Origin of the sequence: Nocardia puris (genome assembly GCF_036051655.1) — a bacterium.
Taxonomy (GTDB): domain Bacteria; phylum Actinomycetota; class Actinomycetes; order Mycobacteriales; family Mycobacteriaceae; genus Nocardia; species Nocardia puris.
In genome coordinates this window covers 743,165-765,384 of record NZ_CP107943.1, presented here as the reverse complement: position 1 = coordinate 765,384, position 22,220 = coordinate 743,165, and the positions used below count along the sequence as shown (strand labels likewise).

At 72.3% G+C, this 22,220-nt stretch carries 2 protein-coding genes; both read left to right on the top strand.

Features of this window, described 5'->3' with window-relative positions:
• Nucleotides 1–18 precede the first annotated feature (18 nt).
• Nucleotides 19–21,687, top strand: coding sequence for an alpha/beta hydrolase (locus OHB21_RS03270; RefSeq protein WP_195125528.1), 21,669 nt, complete (start codon nt 19–21; stop codon nt 21,685–21,687).
• Nucleotides 21,688–22,167, top strand: coding sequence for a hypothetical protein (locus OHB21_RS03265; RefSeq protein WP_067507422.1), 480 nt, complete (start codon nt 21,688–21,690; stop codon nt 22,165–22,167).
• The last annotated feature ends 53 nt before the right edge of the window (nt 22,168–22,220 follow it).

The window sequence follows — 22,220 nt, the reverse complement described above, 5'->3', positions numbered from 1 at the left end:
AGCGCGGTCGGGGCGGCAATGGCGATCATGATCCCCGGCTGGCTGCAATGGCTGGACTGGGTGGCGGGCAGCGAGTGGCCCGAAGGCAACGAGGATCTGCAGAAGGAACTCGGCGAAGCGCTCGCCGAGATCAGCGGCGACCTGCGGGACAAGGCCGTACCCGAGGCCGAGACCGCGATCCGCTCACTGCTCGTCGCCTACCCGGAGGGCGACGGTAAGGAGAAGATCCGCCAGGAGCTGGACAAACTCATCTCCGGCGACGGGTCGCTGGAGACGATCGCCAAGGTCTTCGAGCAGATGGGCGACTCGGCGATCGAGTACGCGGGACAGATCCGCTCGGGGAAGCTCAATGTGATCTTCTCGCTGGCCTGGCTCGCGGCGGAGCTCGCCTATGCCGCGTTCCTCGGTCCCGGCGCGCCTTTCGCGCAGGCGGGCCTCACGGCCGCGACGCAGACGGCGATCCGGTGGCTCGGCAGCGCGCTGCTGAACCGGATCGCTTCCGTCGTGGGCCGGATGGCGATTTCGCGTGCGGCGCAGGACATCGTGATCAAGGTCGTCTACGAGATCGTCCAAGAGGCGATCGTGGAGGTGCTCCAGGGCACCATCCAAGAGGTCGCGATCCAGGGCCTCAATGTCTCCCAGGGCTTCCAGAAGGAGATGAACTGGGGGCAGGTCGGCCAGAACGCGCTCATCTCCGGGATCGCGGGCGGAGCCGGTGGCGCCACGGGGTTCGGGGCACGTGCGGCGATGAACCGGACCGGTCTGGGAGACGCCCGATTCCAGGGCCTGTTCAAGGGAATCGTCGTCGGCGGCACCGCGGGCCTCGGCGGCGCGGTGGCCGCCTATGTGTCCACCGGCGCCATCACCGGGCAGTGGGATCTCGACCCGCGGATGTTCGTGGGCGGCGCCTTGTCGGGTATGGGACCGAGTGCGATCTACGGCTGGCGCGGCCTGACCGATTTCGGCGGCGGCCCGATGCCGAACATGCCGAATCCCACGGTGAACATCGGCGGCATGCCCGGTTCCCCGGATGGGCCCACGCCGGGTCCGTCCGGGCCTTCCCCGGACGGACCCGGCAGTCCCCCGGACGGGTCGGCGAGCAACCCCGGCAGCACACAGTCCAACGGCGCCCAGCCCACCTCCCCGAACGGCGCGGGCGCCGCGCAGAACACCAACGGCGGCGCTGCGCAGAACACCGGCGAAGGCGCGGGCCAGCGCAACGGCGCGGGACACGCGGGCACACAACCGTCCTCGACCGGTGGCGGCGAGCAGTCCGGCCAGGGTGGTGGCGACCGGGGCACCGCGCCCGCCGGTGATCAGAGCGCATCGGGCGACCGCGCCACTTCGGAGTCGGGGGAGCGGTCGTCGTCCGAAGACGGCGGGCAGAACGGCCGGTCGGAGCACGGCCGTTCGACGGACACGGACGCGGCGGGCAAGCCCGAGGGCGCTTCCGGTGACACGCGGGCGGATTCCGGTGGCGACAAGCCGTCCGGTTCCACGCCCACCGACGGTGCGCGCCCGGCCGGTGTGTCTCCCGCGCTGGACGGCGCGCAGACCCAGGGGGTGGGTGGCACCGCCGAGAGTGGCGGCACCTCCGCGAATACCGGTGCCGCACAAGGTGATATCGGTTCGCCACCGGCCGGGACGCCCCTGGCCGGTGCCACGGCAACTCCGTCCGGGGTCGCTCCCGCGGCGTCCGGTCCGGTGGCCGGGCAACCCGCCCAAGCGGCCCAGTCCGGCGCGCCCGCGCCGGGCACTTCGTCGGCGAGCCCGGTGCGCCGGAATCCGGCTATGGACGGCGACGACGTGCCGCCGCGCGGAACCTCGGTGTTCGACGGGACTTCGCCGCGTCCGGGGGAGAGTTCGGCGCGCACTCCGGGCGCCGATACAGACACCGCCGCGTCGCGGCCACGGGCCGGTGCGGCGAGCGTGTCCACCAACTCGGGCGTAGCCGATCCCGGTGTACTGCAAGCGAATACGGCTGATGCGGAAGCGCGGTCGGCGGTGGACCCGACGCCGGTGCAATCCGATCCGGACGCCGACACCGGGGCGGACCAGGTCGCGCCGGTCGTGATCCCCGCGGCACCGCCCGTCGCGCCGCCCGAGACGGGGACGCGAGCGGGGGAAGGGTCGCGGTCCGCCACCCGGGAGGCGCCGGCCGACGCGGAGGCGGGCGCCGGTTCCCGCCCGGACGCGGACACCGACCCGGACGCGAACGCCGACCCGGACACCGCCGCGATCCCACCCGACGCCGACGATCCCGGCGACGGCGCCCGCCCACGCCGCAGTGTGCTTCCCGAAGACATATCTCCGCCAACCGATTCCGAGGCTCGGGCGGCCGAGTCGGCCGTGCGTAAGCTCGCCGAGCAGCGCGATGGGGCCGAACTCCGGGATCTGCTGCACAACGAGGGGACCACCTCGCGGGCTCGCGCCCGGGAGCTGGCTCGCGCCAACGCGCGGTGGTGGGATTCGCTGTCACCCGACGAGCGCGCCGCGATGGTCCGGACGCATCCGCGCACCATCGGCCGCGCGCCCGGTATCGACATGGACTCGGCGGACGCCGCCAACCGCTTGCGCATCGCCAGGGAGATCGACGATCTCCTCTCCCGCGACACGCTGTCCGACGCCGAGCGCACCCAGTTGTCCAACCTGCGGTCGACGGTGCGCGCGCTGGCCGCCGCGCAGGCGCAGGCCGACGCGAAAGCGCCGGGCCTGCCGGTCCGGGTACTGGCCTTCGACTCGACGGCGTTCGGTGGAAAGGGCAGTGCCGCTGTCGCATTCGGTGACGTCGACGCCGCCGATCGGGTGGCGTGGCACGTCGGCGGCCGTGGGCAATCCGTCGGCAGCCTCGGTGCGAGCCTCGGCACCGCGCTGAACATGCACCTGAGCGCGGCCGACAGCGTGCGAGGCGGGGGATCACTGGCCTCGATCGCCTGGGTCGGCTACGACGCGCCGCCCGGAAAGGGCAACGGCCCGCGGGCCGCGCTGCAATCGGTCACGCTGACCCGGGCGCGCGAGGGAGCCCGGCTGCTGCTGCGCGATGTCGCCGCCGCCGACGCGGCCCGCTCGGCGCGCGCGGACGGCGGCGCGCCTGCGCGCAACAAGATCATCGCCCACGGCTACGGCGTCGACGTGGCCGAGGCCGCGGGCCGCGGTGGGCGCCTGGCCGGACTGGCGAGCGATGTCGTGCTCGGCGGCCTGCCCGGCGACGGGCGCATCCGTCCGGGGCGTTTCGGCGACGACGTGCGCGTCCACGTCACCGACGAGAACGGGCGGCTGTACCGCACGCTCGGCACGGCCCAGCGCGCCACGCTGCCGGGCGGCGTACCGGCCGTGGCGATGTACCGCATCGACGCGGTGGTCGCCGATCTCGTCGGCACCGCCGAACATCGGGCGCCCGACGCCGTCCCGGCGGACGGCGACCGGCCCGCCGTCCCCGATCGGCCCGAGACGAGCGAGAACAACTGCTTCGAATCGGCGCTGTGGCGGGCGTCGGTCCAGACCGGCAACCCCTCGATCGCGTTGTTCGAGCCGGGGACGGTGGGGCCCGAGGGCGTGAGCTGGCAGCGGGCTCAGGACGCCGCGGGTGGCGAACTGACCCCGATCACCGGGCACCGCGATCGCTCGCCGCACCAGGTGATCGCGGACGGATTGGCGGAACTGGGCGGGCGGGCGACGGCCGTGGTGGTCGACCAGGGCGGTCCGGTGGACGAGCACGGTGTCGGCGCGCACTCCTACACCATGTACTACGACGCCGATACCGATCGGGTCATGGTCGACGATCCGCGACGTGCTGACGAGCCGTTCGTCTTCGACCCCGACGACACGCCCGATGCGGATTCCACCTGGGGCATCTTCTACGGACCGGACGGCGAGCTGATGCGCCCGGTCACAGCGGCGCAGACCACCGAGACCGCGAGCGCGACCCGTCCCGGAACAACGATCGGGGACACGGATTCGCGCGCCGACGACGATCCGCCCCACCGGACCGTGGACGAGCCGATCACCGACGCCGAGATCAACCTCGCCGCGTCGGCGGTGCGCGACCTCGACGGCGGCGATCCGACCCGGCTGCGGCACGGCGACGACGACCTCGGCCCCGCGACCGACGCCGCGACCCGTGACCGGGCGCGCGCCAACTCGGACTGGTGGCACCGCCTCGACGACGACCAGCAGGCCGCGATGGTCCGCGTGCACCCGGAACTGGTCGGCAATGCCGACGGCATCCCCGCCAAGGTGCGTGATCGCGCGAATCGCCTTGCCCTGGAACGTGATCTGGGATCGTTCCGCGCCCGCACACCGGAGCGGCTCGGCGTCGGTCAGGTGGTCAACCCCGAGTTCAACCGTGCCGAGCCCGACCAGTTGCGCAACATGATCCGCACCAGGGAGGCGCTCGCGCGAGCGGAGCGTCTGGCGGACGCGTTGGACCCCGGCGTGCCGAGGCCGCCGGTGCGGTTGCTCTCCTACGACGCCGCGAGCTTCGGCGGCCACGGCCGCGCGCTGGTGGCCTTCGGTGATCTCGACCGGGCGGTGTCGGTCGCTTGGCACGTGCCCGACAGCGGTACGTCGCTACGCCGCATCGACGACCATGTGACGGCGGCCGCGGCGCACTACGAGTCCACCGCGCGCGCCGCCGCCGACCGGCCGGTGGCGAGCGTGGCCTGGGTCGGCGCGCGCACACCCGCGAACCGGCTGGTGCCCGGCGCCGACCGTCTCGCCCGCCGGGGTGGCGATCTGCTGGTGCGCGACCTGATCGGATTCGACGCCACCAGGGCCGCGGCCGCCGCGCGCGGCGAGGGGCCCGCCCACTCGAACCACTTGTTCGGGCATCGGCACGGCGCGACCACCGTCGGCCACGCGGGCCGCGGCCGACGCCTCGCCGCGCTGGTCGACACCGTCACCCTGGTCGGTGCGCACGAGGTGGGCCCGATCCGATCCGCCGCCGAGTTCGGCATCGGCCGCGATGTCTTCGTCGCCACCTCCGAGCGGGACCGCGGCGCGTCGTTCACCGCCGTGCCCGCGCGACTGGCGGGCGCGATCACCGCGACGGGACCGGTCGACCCGACCGCGGAGTCGTTCGGGGCGCGGCGGGTTCCGGTGGATACGCCGCACAATCGCCGAGCGCCGTTGTCCGAGTTGTACTTCCACGCCGACCCGGAGGGCAGGCTGCCGTCGGAAGCCCTGCGTCACTTCGGGCGGATCGCGGCGGGCGAGGACCTCGGCCCGGCCGCCCACACCCACCCCGGCGATCCCGCACCGCTGGTCGTGCGGGACGGCACGGCCCCGGTGCCGCCCGCCGACGGCGCGCCGCGGGCCGAGGCCGGACTGCCGATCGACCGCGAGCCCACCGCCGAGGAGCGGAAGCTGGCCGAGGACGCCGTGCGGCACCTGCGGACGCTGCTGCCGCCCGAGGTGGGAGCCGGTGCGCCCGCCCGTCCCGAAGCGCAGTTGCTCACCATGCTGTCGCATCCGGTCCCACCCGGCGATGTGGTCGACGCGTCCGCGCGTCGCGCCGAGGCCAACGCGACCTGGTGGCACGCGCTCACCCACGTACAGCGCTCCGCGCTCGCGGTGACCTACCCCCGGGTGATCGGCAACGCCGACGGTATCCCGGCCGCCGACCGCAGCGCTGCCAACGAACTGGCCATGGCGCGGGATCTGCGCCGACTGGTCGAACTCGGCGACACCGGCGGGCGGCGGCCGAACCTGACCCCGGACCAGTGGCGCGAGCTGCGCAATATCGTCACCGCCCGCGACGAACTGGCCGCGATGCGCCGCCGAGCCGATCGGGCCCTCGGTTCTCCGCCGGTACAGCTGATCTCCTACGATCCGGGAGCTTTCCAGGGCAAGGGCAAAATCGTTGTCGCGCTGGGTGATCTGGACCGGGCGTCCTCGGTGTCGTGGCACGTGAGCGGGCGCGGCACCACCCTGACCGACGTCGGAACGCGGATGTCGTTCGCCCGCGCGCAGTTCGAGGTGACGTCGAAGCTCACGGCCGACGCCGACGCCGATGTCGCCTCGGTCGTCTGGATCGGTTACGACCACCCGGACACCAGACCGGAAGCGGGCAACCCGCGCCGGGCGGCGGTCGGTGGGTATCTGCTCGCGCGCGATATCGCGGCGTGGCACGTCAGCAGAGCGCACACGGCGCCGGACGGCCCGGGCGCCGCCCACCTGATCGCGCACGGATTCGGCGCCGTCACCGCCGGTTTCGCGGGGGCGGAGGGCAGGCTGGCCGGACGGATCGCCACGGTCACCCTGCTCGGTCCGGCCGGTTCCGGTCCGATCCGTACCGCCGACGACTTCGGTATCGGCCGCGACAACGTGTTCGTGGCGGCCGCACCGGGCGACCCGGTCGCGAACCGGGGCCGGTCCGACCGGGTCCTGCGCCGCGGACTCGGCGCCGATCCGGTGTCGGACGCCTTCGGCGCCAGGCGGATCCCGGCGCGCTACCCCGACACCCGGGAGTTCGCGGGGCGTCGCGGCGCGCACCGAGGCTACCTGGCGCACACGGACTTCCACACCCGCACGCCGACCGCGTCGCTGGCCAACGTCGGGTTGATCGCCGCGGGACGCGGCGACGAGATCGCCACCCCGGACCAGGCGCCCGCGCGGGCGAAACCGAGCTCCCGGGTCGTGACGGCCGCCGACGTGAGCCGCGCGTTCGCCGAAGCGCGCGGCGAGCGACCCGCGCACGCGATCCCGGTGGACGCCGGGCCCGACCGCGACGCGCCGCGGTGGAGCCCCGACCGGGTGCTCCCGCCGGACACGGCCGTCACCGAGGCCGATCGCGTCGCGGCACAGGAGCTCCTGGACCGGCTGGCCCCCGGGGCGCGCCCGGCGCGGTTGCTGCACGCCGTCGACCCGGCCGACATCATGGGCTCGGCGCGGGAGCGGACCACCGAGAACGCCCGGTGGTGGCACTCGCTCACCACGGAGGAACGGGCCCTGCTGGTACGGACCCATCCGCGCCAGGTGGGCAACGCCGACGGCATCCCGGCGCACGTGCGCGACTACGCGAACCGCCTGGCGCTGGCCCGCGATCTGGCGGCCTTCGCCGGCCAGGTGCCCGAGGGCACCGATCCGGAGCAGTGGATGCGCTCTCAGCTGGACGGCACCACCCGGCTCGAGGTGGAGAATCTGGTCTACACATGGCGTGCGCTGGCGGTCGCCGAGGAGCGGGTGGGTCGCCTGCACCCGAATGTGGCCAGGCCGCCGGTGCACCTGATCGGCTTCAGCGCCACCGAGTTCCGTCACGCGGGCCGCGCGGTGCTCTCCTTCGGCAATATCGACACCGCCGACTCGGTGGCCTGGCAGATTCCGGGCATCACCACCACCGCACAGCACATGCGCGCGCGGATGGGCAACTCGCTCAACCTGTACGAAGTCGCTTCCCGGATGGCTCCGGAACGGGAGATCGCCTCGGTGGCCTGGATCGGCTACGACGCACCGAGCGGCAAGACCATGGCGACCGAGACGGTGTCGCAGCTTCCGGCCGAGGAGGGCGGCAAGCTGCTGGCCCGCGATATGGCCGGATTCAACGCGGCGCGCGACTTCTACGCGGACAAGGGCGGACCGGGACGCACCGAGAACCACATCCTCGCCCACAGTTACGGGTCCACGACCACCGGGCACGCCGGCGCGAACGGCCGTCTGGCGGGGGAGGTCACCACCATCACCCTGCTCGGCTCACCGGGTGCCGGGCCGCTGCGGCACGCGAGCGATTTCGGCATCGGCGCCGAGAACGTCTACGTGGCAATCGGATCGCGCGACCCGGTCACGTTCGTCGGCGCGAACATCCCGGGCCTGCCGGGCCGCTTCGCCGGCCGCGGACAGGGCACCGATCCCGCCATCGCCGCGTTCGGCGCGCAGCGCGTGCGCGCGGAATTCCCCCGGGTGCCGCGCTTCTCGGACGGTCTGCGCACGCACCGTCAGTACTGGCAGTACACCGAGTGGGCGCACCGCACGCCGACCGAGGCGCTGGAGAACTTCGGCTTGATCGTCTCGGGCCGCGCGGACGAGGTCAGCCGCGCCGAGCACCGGCCCGGTGTGGAGGAGCCGACCTGGTTGCAGCGCCGTGTCGGCTCCCTGCCGCGCGACCCGGAAGCGGCGCGTGTCGCGACCATCGAGCACGGCTCGCCGAAGTACCGCAGGCCCGACGATCCGGGGCCGGTGGCGCCGGGCCGGGACCCGTCCGATGGTCCCGGCGACGGGACCTCGCCCCACCCGAAGGCATCGCGTCCCGATGCGGCCGCGCTGGCGTCCGGGCGCGCCGAGCCCACCTCTGATCCGGCGGAATCCGAAGCAGCCGAATCGGATTCGGAGACCACGCCGCCCGCGCCGGAATCGCCGCGGACCGACGGGGACGACGAGGTACCACCTGCCCCCGGCGACGCCGACGACGGGAGCCGCGGCCCGGGTGATCCCGGGGAGCGCGGCGCCATGCCGGACCCCGCCGACGACGGTGACCGGCAATTCGCGCTGTCGGACCTGCTGCCCGTGGATCGGCGGCCGACCGGGGAACAACTGCGTCTGGCGCAGGAGCTGCTGGATCGCCGCGCGCCCGGAGGCGGTCCGGACCGGTTGGCGCACGGCGACTACGCCGACGCCGAGGCGGTCGCGTCGGCTCGGGACCTGGCGTCGGCGAACTCGCAGTGGTGGCGCGGGCTGAGTGCCGCCGAGCGGATGGCGGTGGTCTCGGCGCACCCGCGGGACGTGGGCAACGCGGACGGGATTCCCGCTGTCGCCAGGGATTACGCGAACCGCCTTGCGATCGTCCGGGAGATGGCGGACCTGCGCGCCGTGCACTCGAGCGATCGCACGAAGGAGCAGCACACTCGACTCGCCAATCTGCACACGACAGTCGCGGCGCTCGCCGAGGCGGACCGTATGGCCCGCGAGACCGGCGGCGATACCCCGCCGGTGCACTTGCTGTCGTTCGACGCGGGAGCGTTCGAGGGTAAGGGTCGCGCGGTGCTGGCGATCGGTGACGTGGACACGGCCGATTCGGTGTCGTGGCATGTGCCGGGGATCAAGACCGATCTCGGGAAGCTCGCCTGGAACGCGGATTTCGCGCGCAACCACTACGAAGTCACGACGCGGCGCGCGCCGGGCCGCTCCGTGGCGTCGATCGCCTGGTTGGGTTACGGCGCGCCGACCGGATACACCGGGGCGTTCCGGCTCGGCCCGGCGCGGGCGGGTGGGGCGCTGCTGGCGCGGGATATCGCCGCGTTCAACGCTTCTCGCGAGTCGAGTGCCGCGCGCGGCGGACCGGCGCGTCCGGACAATCATGTGTTCGGGCACAGCTACGGGTCGACCACGACGAGCTTCGCGGGCGGAGCGGGCAGGCTCGCTCGCGAGGTCTCGACGATCACGTTGGCGGCGTCGCCGGGTGCGGGTCCGGTGGGTCATGCGCGCGAGTTCGGTGTGGGGGACAACGTTTTCGTGGCGACGCAGTCCACGGACAAGGTCACCTGGGTGGGTGGCAACCGGGCCGGGTGGATGTCGCGGTTCCTCGGCGTCGGGATCGATCCGTCCGTGGCGGCGTTCGGTGCGCGTCGGGTCACCGCCGAGTATCCGGATACCGCCGCGTTCGCCGAACCACGCAAGCATCACACGCAGTACTACGACTACGTCGATGCGTCGCGGACGCGCCCGACCGAGGCGCTGGAGAACTTCGCCCGGATCGCGGCGGGGCTGGGCGATACGGTCACGCCCGAACCGCACCGGCCGGGCATGGGGGACGCGAATGTCTTCCGTCGCGTGCTCGGCAAGGTGCCGAAGGTCGATTTCGCCGCGAAAGGCGGAATCGATGACGGCACACACGGCTATCGTCCGGTGGATGGACCGGTCACCCGTCCGGTCGGTCCGGAGGTGCAGGGGCATCGTGGTGGTCGTGGCTTGTGGGCGGAGAACACGCTGCCCGGATTCCGCGCCGCCATGCGGATGGGCGTGGACGGCATCGAACTCGATATCGGGCTGACCTCCGACGGTGTGCCGGTGGTGCATCACGAGCAGCACGTCGACAAGCGCACGATCCGGGACACCGATCCGGACAACACGTATGTCGGTCAGAAGATCCGCGATCTGACTCTCGATCAGATCCGGACCCTCGACGCGGCGGTCGTGAATCCCGCCTTCGCCGACACCCAACGGGCCGAACCCGGCGCGGGGATACCGACGTTCGACGAAGTGATCGCCCTCGCGCGTGAAACCGGCTGGCGCGGCACGCTCGCCGTCGAGATCAAGACCGATCCGAGCTGGCCGGACGCCGACGTGCGGGCCGTCGTGTCGGCGGTCACCGGCGCGTTGCGGGGGCAGGGGGTCGATTTCCGGATTCTGGGATTCGATTGGCGGGTGCTGACGCATGCGGCGGAGTTGGCGCCGGATGCGGAGCGGGTGGCGTTGGTGAGCGCCCGCACGGCGACCGAGACCTGGCTCGGGCGGGATCCGGGTATCTCCCGGCGCGAGCGCGCCCGGATGCTGTGGGCGCAGGTCACCCGTAAGCCGCGGGACGCCGGCGGGGACCTGGCGGCTGCCGCGCGGGACGCGGGGGCGACGATTCTGTCGCCGGAGCGGTCGATGGTCACCGAAAAGCTTGTGCGCCAGGCCGAATCGGCGGACATCGGGGTGTCGGTGTGGACGGTGAACGATCCCGCCGATATGCACCGGTTGATCGAACTCGGTGTGGACACGATCGTGACCGACTTCCCGGACCGGTTGCGCGACGTCATGGCACACCGCGGCCGCGCCCTTCCCGAGCCGCCGCCGACCCCACCCGACACCGGTGGTCCGCGTCGCGCGTTGCCCGGCCACGTCACCGACCTCCTGGCTCACCTGCGCTCGCTGGGCGCCGACCCCGCGGCTCTCGGCGGTGTCGCGGCCAATGTGTATCGGGCCGACCCGCGCCCGACCGAGGACGTCGACCTGTTGATCCGCGAAGCGGGCGATCTGCCCCGGCGATTGCGCGAGGCAGGCTACGAGGTCACCACCACCGAGAACGCCGACGACGAGATCTACTTGATCCGGGCTCGGCGCGACGGCCGCGCGGTCGACCTGATCGTCGCCGAGGAACCGGTCCAGATCGCCGCGCTCGACCGCGCGTTCGACGGGGTGATCTCGATCGAGGACATCCTGGTGCTGAAGCTGATCGGCGGACGGCCCAAGGACCGTGCGGACATCGACGCGATCCTGTCCGCGGGGCATCGGCTCGACCTCGGCTACATCGAGCGGCAGGCCGGCGAATGGGAGGTGACGCGCGAGTGGCAGGATGCGCGCGACCGCCTCGGAACTCCCCTGGAGGACTCCGGCCCCGGCGCGATCGACCCCACACGCACGCCGCCCGGCATCGATCCGCCGTCCACGGAGCCGGACGAGGACGGTGACGACGGTCCCGGTGCCGCCGCCGGTGGTCACGATGGGGGCGGTCGGGGCCCCGGTACACCGCCGGTGCCCGCCGTGCCGTCCGAGCCCGGCGGCGACGGGGACGGACAGTTCGCGCTCACCGACGTACTCCCGACGGACCGCAGGCCGACGGAGGACGAATCGCGCCTGGCCCGGGAGCTGTTGGATCGGCGATCGCCGGGCGCGGGACCGGATCGGTTGCTGCACGGGGATTACGCCGATACCGAGACGGTCACCTCCGCCAGGGACCGGGCGGCCGCGAACGCGCGCTGGTGGGACGGGCTGAATGCCGCCGAGCGGCGGACGGTGGTGCTCGCGCATCCGCGGGAGCTGGGTAACGCGGACGGGATTCCCGCGGTGGCGCGTGATTACGCGAACCGGCTGGCGATCGTGCGTGATCTGGTGGACCTGCGCGCTGTGCATTCGAGCGCGCGGACGGATGCCCAGCGCACCGCCCTGGCCAACTTGGAGACCACCGTCGCCGCTCTGGTCGACGCCGATCGAATGGCGCGCGAGACCGGGCTGGCGGAGGATCTGGCGACACCGCCGGTGCACCTGTTGTCGTTCGATGCGGGGGCGTTCGGTGGTAAGGGTCGTGCGGTGCTGGCGATCGGTGATGTGGATTCGGCCGATTCGGTGTCGTGGCATGTGCCGGGTATCAAGACCGATCTCGGAAAGCTGGCGTGGAATACGGATTTCGCGCGCAACCACTTTGAGGTGACGTCTCGTCGTGCTCCGGGGCGTGCGGTGGCGTCGATCGCTTGGTTGGGTTACGGCGCGCCGTCGGGGTATTCGGGTGCGTTCCGTCTGGGGCCGGCGCGGGAGGGGGGCGCATCGCTGGCGCGGGATATCGCCGCGTTCAACGCTTCTCGGGAAGTCCGAACGGGTCGTCCGGACAACCATGTGTTCGGGCACAGCTACGGGTCGACCACGACCAGTTACGCGGGGGGCGGCGGCCGGTTGTCGCACGAGGTCTCCTCGATCACGTTGGCGGCGTCGCCGGGTGCGGGTCCGGTGGGGCATGCGCGTGAGTTCGGGGTGGGGGACAACGTTTTCGTGGCGACCCTGTCCACGGACAAGGTCACGTGGGTGGGCGGCAACAGAGCCGGGCGGGCGTCGCGATTCCTCGGCGTCGGCGTGGACCCGTCGATCGAGGCGTTCGGCGCGCGCCGCGTGACGGCGCAGTACCCGGACACCGCCGAGTTCGCCGATTCGCGCAGGCATCACACGCAGTACTACGACTATGTCGATGCGTCCCGGACGCGTCCGACGGAGGCGTTGGAGAACTTCGGCAGGATCGCGGCGGGGCTGGGCGATACGGTCACGCCCGAACCACACCGGCCGGGCGTGGGGGACGTGAATGTCTTCCGTCGGGTGATCGGGAAGGTGCCGAAGGTCGATCCGGCCACGACGGCCGGAATCGATGACGGCACACAGGGTTACCGTCCGGTCGATGGACCGGTCACCCGCCCGACCGGCCCGGAGGTGCAGGGGCACCGGGGTGGTCGTGGTCTGTGGTCGGAGAACACCCTGCCCGCGTTCGAATCCGCGATGCGGATGGGTGTGGACGGTATCGAGCTCGATGTCGGGTTGACCTCCGATGGCGTGCCGGTGGTGCATCATGAGCAACGCATCGACAAGCGCACGATTCGCGACACCGACCCGGACCACAGGTATGTCGGTCAGAGGATCCGGGACCTGACCCTCGACCAGGTGCGCACCCTCGACGCGGCCGTGGTGCACCCGGGCTTCGCCGACACCCAGCGGGCCGAGCCCGGGGCGCTGGTGCCGACCCTGGACGAGGTCGCGCGACTGGCTGCGGACACGGGCTGGGACGGCACGTTCTCGGTCGAGATCAAGACCGACCCGAGCTGGCCCGACGCCGAGGTGCGCGCCGTGGTGGACGCGGCCGTGCGGACCATGCGCGCGCACGGCGCGAACTTCCGCGTCCTGGGGTTCGACTGGCGGGTGCTGACCCACGCGGCGGAGTTGGCGCCGGATGCCGAGCGGGTGGCGTTGGTGAGCGCCCGGACCGCGAGCGAGACTTGGCTGGGGCGGGATCCGGGGGTTTCGCGGGGTGAGCGCGCGCGGATGTTGTGGGCGCAGCTCACCGGTAAGCCGCGTGATGCGGGTGGGGATCTGGCGGCGGCGGCCAGGGAGGCGGGGGCGACGATTCTGTCGCCGGAGCGGTCGATGGTCACCGAAAAGCTTGTGCGCCAAGCCGAATCGGCGGACGTGCGGCTGTCGGTGTGGACGGTGAACAAACCAGCCGACATGCATCGCGTGATCGGGCTGGGCGTCGACGCGATCGTGACGGACTTCCCGGACCGGTTGCGCGATGTCATGGAACACCGCGGCCGCGCACTCCCCGAACCCGCTGTCCCGCCCACCTTGCCCTCCGATCCCGGGCTCGACGCGCGCGACGTTGATGCCGCGGCCCGCGCGCTCGACCGGTTCCCGGTGCGCCCAGCGGTTCGGGCCGAGGACACCGACGCGACCGTCACCGCGGCGCATCGTGCGTGGGCGTTGGAGAACCGCCGGGTCTGGGACTCGCTCGACGGCGCGCACCGGAACGCGATGCTGCGCGCGCATCCCGAGACGGTCGGAGCCATGGACGGCCTGCCCACCGACCTCCGCGACCGCGCCAACCGGCTCGCGCACCGCAGGGCGTGGCGTGAACTCGGTGAGCGCATCGGCGCGAACCCGCGCGCATTCCGGCACTTCGGGACGAAGCCGCTGAACGAGCCGGAGTTCGCGATCGTGCGCCGGCTGCTGTTCACCGACGCGGCGGTGCCGTCCGACGCCGTGCCGGACCGGATGCCGGACTGGAGTGGCCGTGGCGCGCGCAGGTTGTTGCGCGCGATGGGTCCGGACGCCACCCTGCTCGCCGACCTCACCGCGATGTCGGAGCTGCTGGTCCGCGCCGATCGGGACGCGGCCGGGTCGCCGGGGTCGCCGCCGGTCCGCGTCCTCGTCTTCGACCCGACGGCCTACCAGGGCGACGGACGGGCCGTCATCGCGCTGGGTGACATCGACACGGCCGACCATGTCGCCTGGCACGTGCCGGGGGCGGCGGCCACGGTCCGCTCGATGAACCAGAGCATGCACGCCGTCCACAACCTGTACGACACCGCCGCGCGCACCGCACCCGAGTCGTCGCACGCGGCCGTGCTCTGGCTGGGCTACGACCCGCCGAGCGGTGGCGCCATGTGGGCGCAGTACGCGTCCACCGGTCCGGCCCGCGCGGGCGGGCGTTCGCTGCTCGGCGACCTCGCCGCGTTCAACGCGGTGCGCGACGCCGGAGAACGAGGACGCCCGGCCGTGCACCTGATCGGGCACGGATACGGTTCCACGGCAGTCGGTTACGCCGGAGCCGACGGTGGCCTCGCCCGCCAGGTTGCCGACGTGACGCTGGTCGGTTCGCCGGGAGTCGGTCCGGTCACCGACGCCGGACAATTCGGCCTCGGCGCCGACCGTGTCTTCGCGCTCACCGCCACCTCGGATCGCCTCACCTGGCGCGGCGCGCACACTCCCGCCGCCATCGCGGGACCCGATGCCCGCGTGCTCGGCGTCGATCCGGCGTCGGCGGGCTTCGGCGCCGTCCGCGTCGCCGCCGAATTCCCGGTCGCGCCCCGGTTCGCCAGCATCCTGGCCGAACGCAACCAGTACTTCTGGTACACCGACCCGAGCCGCACGGTGCCGACCGAGGCACTGGACAACCTCGGACGCATCACCGTGGGACAAGCCGACACCGTCACCACCGACGCGCACCGGCCCGGCACGCGCGAGACCGTACGGTTCCTCGGGCACGACGTGGACGTGCCGGTCGACCCGGCCGCCGAGCGCACCGGCGTCGTGGCGCCCACCGCGGAGCAGCGCGCGCTCGCCCGCGCCGCGCTCGACCTGCTGGAACCCGGTGCGGGGCCCGATGCGCTGAAGCACGGGGACTACGACGAGTCCACCATCGAAGCCCAGGCCGCCGCCCACACCGACCGCGTCGCGGGTTGGTGGCACGAGCAACTCGGCGCCGCCGAGCGCGCGGCGCTGGTGCGGGTGTACCCGTTCGAGATCGGCAACGCCGACGGTGTCCCGGCAGCCGTGCGCGACCAGGCGAACCGCTTGCAGATCACCCGGGATTTCGACGCCTTCCTCGCGCGGTACCCGCACGGTGGGCGTGCGACGCTCGACGCCGCCGAACGGCTGCAACTGCGCAACCTGGTGCGGACCGCCCAGGCGCTCAGCCAGATGGACGCGCGCGCCGCGGTACATCCCGACAGCCCGCCGGTACACGTGCTGTCCTACGACAGAAGCGAATTCGGCGGCACCGGCCGCGCTGTGCTGTCCGTCGGCGACATCGACACGGCGCAGTCGCTGTCCTGGATCGTGCCGGGGATCACCACCACGCTGGACAAGCTGCCCGGCAACTTGCGCGCCGCGATGAACGTGTACGAGATGACGGCCCGGATGAACCCGGACCTGGCGATCGCTTCGGTCATCTGGATCGGGTACGAGACCCCCAACGGCTCAACCGTCGTGCAGAGCACGGTGGGTGCCGAGGCGGCCAGGGAGGGCGGCCGCATCCTGCGCCGGGATCTGGCGAGTTTCCGTGCGAGCCGGGAATACGATGCGCGACAGGATATTTCGGCCGAGCGGCCGCGTGTCTATCTGCTGTCGCACAGTTACGGCTCGGTCGCCACCAGTTACGCGGGCGAGAACGCGCGCCTCGCGGGCATGGTCGACGCGATCATGCTGCTGGGGTCGCCCGGTGTCGGTCCGATCCGGCACGCATCCGAGTTCGGCGTCCCGGTGTATGTCGCGGCGTCCTCCGGCGATCCGGTGACCTGGGCCGGTGCGGACACCCCGGGGCGTGGCGGCAGGTTCGCCGGGCGCGGGCACGGACTCGACCCGACGACGCGGGCGTTCGGAGCCGTGCGACGCGTGACTGCGGAGTTCCCCGCGGGCATGGATCGGATCACCCAGCACCGTGGCTACTTCAAGTACCTCGACGATGCGCGGACCCTCGCCTCGGAGTCGCTGCGCAACGTGGCGCTGTTCGTCGCGGAACGCGCCGAGGACATGATCGCGGCGCGATCGCGACCGGGACTGGAGGACCCCGGCTGGCGGCAGCGTCAAGTCGCCACACCGAACGACCCCGAATCCCGGCGCACGGCTGTGGAATTCGACGTCGAGGACACCAGAGGCAGCGCCGACCAGCGTCCGGCCACCGGACCGGACGCCGACGGCACGACCGAGCATCACAAACCCAGGTCGCGCTGGCTCCCGGCCCGCCGGGAGGTCTCCGCACGGCCGCTCTGTGCGATCGACGCGCTGCGAGTGGCCGCCGACGCTCTGCCGAACGCCGGTGTGCGGGTGCCGGATTCGGTCGGTCCCGGCGGCTTGACGGCCGACGAGCTGGAGCAGGCCGCGGGCGGGCGGCTGCGGATGCACCCCTCGCCGGCGCAGATCGCGAGCATGTTGAAGCGGGAGGCCGCCCAGACCGGCCCGGCCCGGCCCGCGCCGATGATGCTCGTAGTGGACGAGTACCACGGTCCGGCCGGTCGCGACGGCATCGGCGCCCACGCCTACGTGTTGTCCGTCGAGAACGGTCGCGTCATGATCCACGACCGGACGCTGGGCACCTCGCCCCAGCCGTTCCGGCGCGGGCTGGTACCCACGGGTGTGCTGGCCACACACGGCATACTCCTCCGAGCCGACGGCGCGGACCGACCCGTCGACACCTACCCCCCGAGCGCGCACCGCCCCGACGTAGGGATCGGGGAGCGGCCGGACGGTTCGGGCGCCGCCCGCCGCGACGACAGCGATCTGGGCGGCACACCCGACGAGCGATCCCCTGGCGCCGCCTCCGGCGCGCGCACGCCGGCCCCCGGCCGCGCCGAGGCGGTCGTCCCCGTTACCGGTGGTCCGCGCCGCCCGCTGCCCGACCAGGCCGTGGATTTCCTGTCCTACCTGCGAGAGCTTGGTGCCGAGACGGCCGCGCTCGGTGCGACGGCCGCGAACGTCTATCGGGCCGCGCCGCGCGCCACCGACGACATCGATCTGATGATCCGCGACGTCGGCGATCTCCCGGCGCGGCTGCGTGAGGCCGGATACGAGGTGGCCACGTTCGACAACGAGGACGGCGACGTCTATCTCATCCGCTTGCACGGCAAGGGGATAGCGGCGGACCTGATGGTCGCCGAGACGCCGCTCCAGCACGACGCGCTCGATCGCGCGGCCGGCGGGGTGATCTCGGTCGAGGATGTGATCGTGCTCAAGCTGATCGCCAACCGGGCCAAGGATCGTGGTGACATCGACGCCATCCTGTCCGCCGGCCACCGGCTCGAACTCGACTACATTCAGCGCCAAGTCGTCGAATGGGAGGCCACGAAGGCTTGGCGGGACGCCCAGGCACGGCACGGGAGTCCGCTGGAACCCGCAGCCGGTGACGCGCGAGAGACCCCGCCCGCGCGGAGCGACGACAAGTCGTTCGCGACCCCGGAATCGCCGGAGCGGGAGGCGTCGCCGCCCACCCCGAGCGCCCGCGATGTGGTGACCGAACAACGCGACGCGAGCTCGATCTCGGGCCCGGATCGGTGCACCGACGGTGAGCCCGTCGACATGGCCACGGGCGCCGTACTTCTCGAAGCCGACGATGTACGCGCCGACGGTGCGCTGCCGCTGAGCCTGCGGCGCGTTCACCTGTCCTCGCTGCGGCTGGGGCGGCACTTCGGGCCCGGGTGGCTGTCGATGCTGGACGAGCGGCTCGAGATCGATGACCGCGGCCTCGTGCTGGTGTGCGCGGACGGCGCGCTGCTCGACTACCCGCATCCCGATGCCACGGGGGCGGAGGTCTTTCCGAGATCCGGACGGCGACTGCCGCTATCGCTGTCGGGTGAGGTGTACCGGGTACGGGACCTGGACGCGGGGACCGTCCGGGAGTTCGCGGTAGCGCCCACCGTGGCGCCGATCGCGTCGATCACCCATCGTGGCGGTCACCGCCTCGATTTCGAATACGGCGCAGGCGGTGTGGTGGCCGCCGTCCGGCATTCGGGCGGAACGGTCCTGCGCACCAGCACCGATCCGGTCACCGGATGGGTGACCGCGCTGTCGCTTGACTCGGGTGCGAACACCATTCCCGTTGCCGCCTATCGGTACTCGGACCGTGGTGATCTGCTCGGCGTCACGGACGCGTCCGGCGCGGAACTGCGCTACACCTACGACGAGGCCCACCGGCTCAGCTCGTGGACCGATCGCAACGGAGTCGCCTACCACCACCGCTACGACGCGCTGGGCCGTTGTGTCGCGCAGATCGGCACCGGCGGCGTCTACGCCAACGCGTTCGTGCACGGCGTCGACGACGCGCCCGACGCGCCACCCGGCGGCCGATGGACCGTCCTGGTGGAAACCGTTCGGCCGCTCGACCTCTCGGCGTCCGGCGCGCTCGACTTCGACGCGGCGATGGACGCGCTGTGCGCCATGCCGCTGGTCCGGGAGATTCAGCGTGCCGGGCCGCGCGTTGTCGCCAATCGCGCGGCGGTGCCCGACGATCCGGTGTTCGGCGGGCTCCGGGTACTGCTGTTCCGCGCCGACGCGCGCGGAGACGTCTGGCAGATCACCGACGCCGTCGGCGGCGTGCGCACCTTCGGCCGGGACACCGCGCATCAGGTGGTGCGCGAGACCGATCCGTCCGGCGCGGCGACGGTCTACGACCGCGATCGCCACGGACTGATCACCGCCGTCACCACGCCGGACGGGACGACGACCAGAGTCGTTCGCGGCGCGTGGGGTGAACCGCTCGAAGAAGTGGGTCAGGGCGGCCGGACCTGGAGATACGAATCCGACAAACTGGGTAACACGGTCGCGGTGACGGGCCCCGACGGTGCCCGCGAGCGTTACGAATACGACTATCGTCCGAGCGGTTCGGTGCTCCGCCGCGTGATCGATCCGACCGGCTTGGTCACAGAGGTCGACTGCGACGACGCGGGACGGCCGGTGCGCGTCACCGCGCCCGGCGGTCGCACGTGGACCTACGAGCGCGACGACTTCGGCCGGATCCGCTCGCGCATCGACCCGCTCGGCCGCAGCACCGGATACACCTGGACACCGGAGGGCAAGCCCCTCAGCCAGCGTAACCCCGACGGTACCGAACTCGTCTGGGCCTACGACGCCGAAGGCAACGAACTTTCGCGTGTCGACGAGGCGGGCAATGTCAGCACGACCCGCTACACAGTGCTGGATTCGCCACTGGAGGTCACCGGAGCCGATGGCGCGCGCCTGCGCATCGGCTACGACACCCAGCTCCAGATCACCTCCGTGACGAATCCCGCCGGCCTGGTGTGGCGCTACGAGTACGACCCGGCCGGGCGACTGCTGGCCGAGACCGACTACAACGGCGCGCGCACCTCCTACACCTACGACTCCGCGGGCCGGATCCGCTCCACCACGGACGCGACCGGGCGCAGGACCCGGTTCGTGTACGACGCCGCGGGCCGCGTGCTGGAGGAGCACAGCGACGACGGCGTCACCAGATACCGCTACGACCGGCACGGCGATCTCGTCGAGGCCGCCAATCCCGATGCCGAGGTGCTGATCACGCGCGACGCGGCGGGCCGGGTGCTCACCGAACGCGTCGGTGGCGTCACGGTGGCCGTCGCGTACGACAGGGCGGGCAGGCGAACCCAGCGGATCGTCGACACCAGGGCGTTGCCGGGGGCGGGGCTCGGCAGGCGCACGGTGTTCGGGCGCGACGACACGGGGCTGCTGGTGAGCGCGGCCACCGATGATGGGCAGGGGCCCGCCGACATCGTGAGCTTCGGCTACGACCGTGCCGGCAACGAGATCGTGCGCGGCGTCGGCGCCGCGGTCGTCGACCGGCGCTACGACGCGCGGGACCGGATCATCGCCCAGCACGTGCGCAACTCGTCCGGCGTGGTCGCGGGGCGCACCTGGACGTACCGCGCCGACGGCTACACCACCGGCGGTCAGGACGTGCTCCGCGGTGCGCGCCGAGTCGATGTCGATCCGGCGGGCCGGGTCACCGCGGTGGCGGCCGAGCGCGGTCCGGCGCCGGTCGAGCGCTACGCCTACGACCCCGCCGGAGTCGTGACCCTCGCCGCCGACCCGGACGAACCCGCGCTGCCCGATCGCGTGTTGGCCACGGGGACGTTGGTGACCGAGCTGGGTCGGCGCCGGTTCACCTACGACGCCGCGGGGCGGCTGGTCCGGGTGGTGCGCACCAGGTTGTCCCACAAGCCGGAGGTGTTCGAGTTCACCCACACCGCGGCCGGACAGATCCGCACCGTGTCCGCCCCGGACGGCACCTACTGGCGGTACGGCTACGACGCGTTCGGCAGGCGGGTCTCGAAGGTGCGCACCGATCGCGCGGGCAACGTGCTCGACACGGTCGTCTTCGGCTGGGACGGCGACGAATTGGTTTTCCAGCAGAACCGGTCGCACGGTCCGGCGCCGTCGAGCACCACCTGGTGCTGGACGCATCACCCCGAGACCGGGGAGCCGCTCACCCAGTACACGCGGTCGACCGGTCCGGCGCGCGATTCCCGGGTATTCGCGGGTGCGGACCAGTCCGTCGTCGACACCGAGTTCTACGCCATCGTCACCGATCTGGCCGGTGCGCCCACCGAACTGATCGACCCGCGCGCGGGCACCGTCGCGGGCTGGGCGTCGGCCACGCTGTGGGGCCGCACCTGGTGGAACGGTCACGCGTCCACGGCACTGCGCTTCGCGGGCCAGTACCACGACGCCGAAACGGGACTGCATTACAACCGGCACCGTTACTACGATCCGGTCACCGCCGCCTATACCGCGCCCGATCCCCTCGGACTCGCGCCCAACCCGTCCAATGCCCATGCCTACGTGCACAATCCGCACACCTGGGTCGATCCGCTCGGCCTGGCGTCCTGCGGTGACGGCTGGTGGCGCAAGCTGCGGACGTTCGGCCCGATCGGGGCCGCCCGGCAGGACTACGTCGACACCGTGCGCGGTATCGCCGAGCGCGGACTGGCGCGGGTGGCGGCGGGGGAGAACCCGGAGACCGTGGCGCGCTGGGCGATCGACGAACGCAACGCGGTGAAGACCGCGACCCGTGCGAAGCTACCCAGGGTGCTCAACGTCTGGGCCGAGCGGCGCAACGTGCGGCACTACGGCCATCCGGTCGGACCCACCTACGAGTTCCTCCACGACGTGAAGGGCAAAACACCGATGGACATCATCCAGGGAGCGGGCCGCACCAGTGCCCGCGTGAATCGCATGCTCGGAGTGCATTAGGTGTCCCGGCGCGAGATCTGGCTGACGCGCAACGACCGCTTCGAATGGGTGCGCTACGACACCGCGACCGGCCGCGTCGTCGGTCGCCTGCGCCCCGCCGGGCGGTCCGCGCCGACCGCGGGCCTGCTCGGCACCTGCCTCGGCAAGCCGGTCGCGTTCTACGTGGACGCCGACGGCACCGGCTACGTCCTGCAATCCGGTTCGACCGCGATCCCCGTGGACGACCAGGCCCGCATCGGATTCCGCAGATCCGCCCGCAACCACCTCGCCCACTTGGACGTGGACCGTGGCCCGCAGCGCCTCCACCTCACCGAATGGACCTACGCCACCGCGCCCGACCCGCCGTCCGATCCCGTCAGCTCGAAGGACTTCCTCGGCACCATCCACGACTTCCTCACCCGCGAGGAACGCCGCCGCCAGGGGCTGTCCGTGTGGACGCAGGATGCCGACCCGGCCCGGGGGCCGGAGGGGGACGATTGATCCGGTCACCGGGAACCTCGCGGCGACAACGCTTCCGGGAAGGCGGGAAAGGT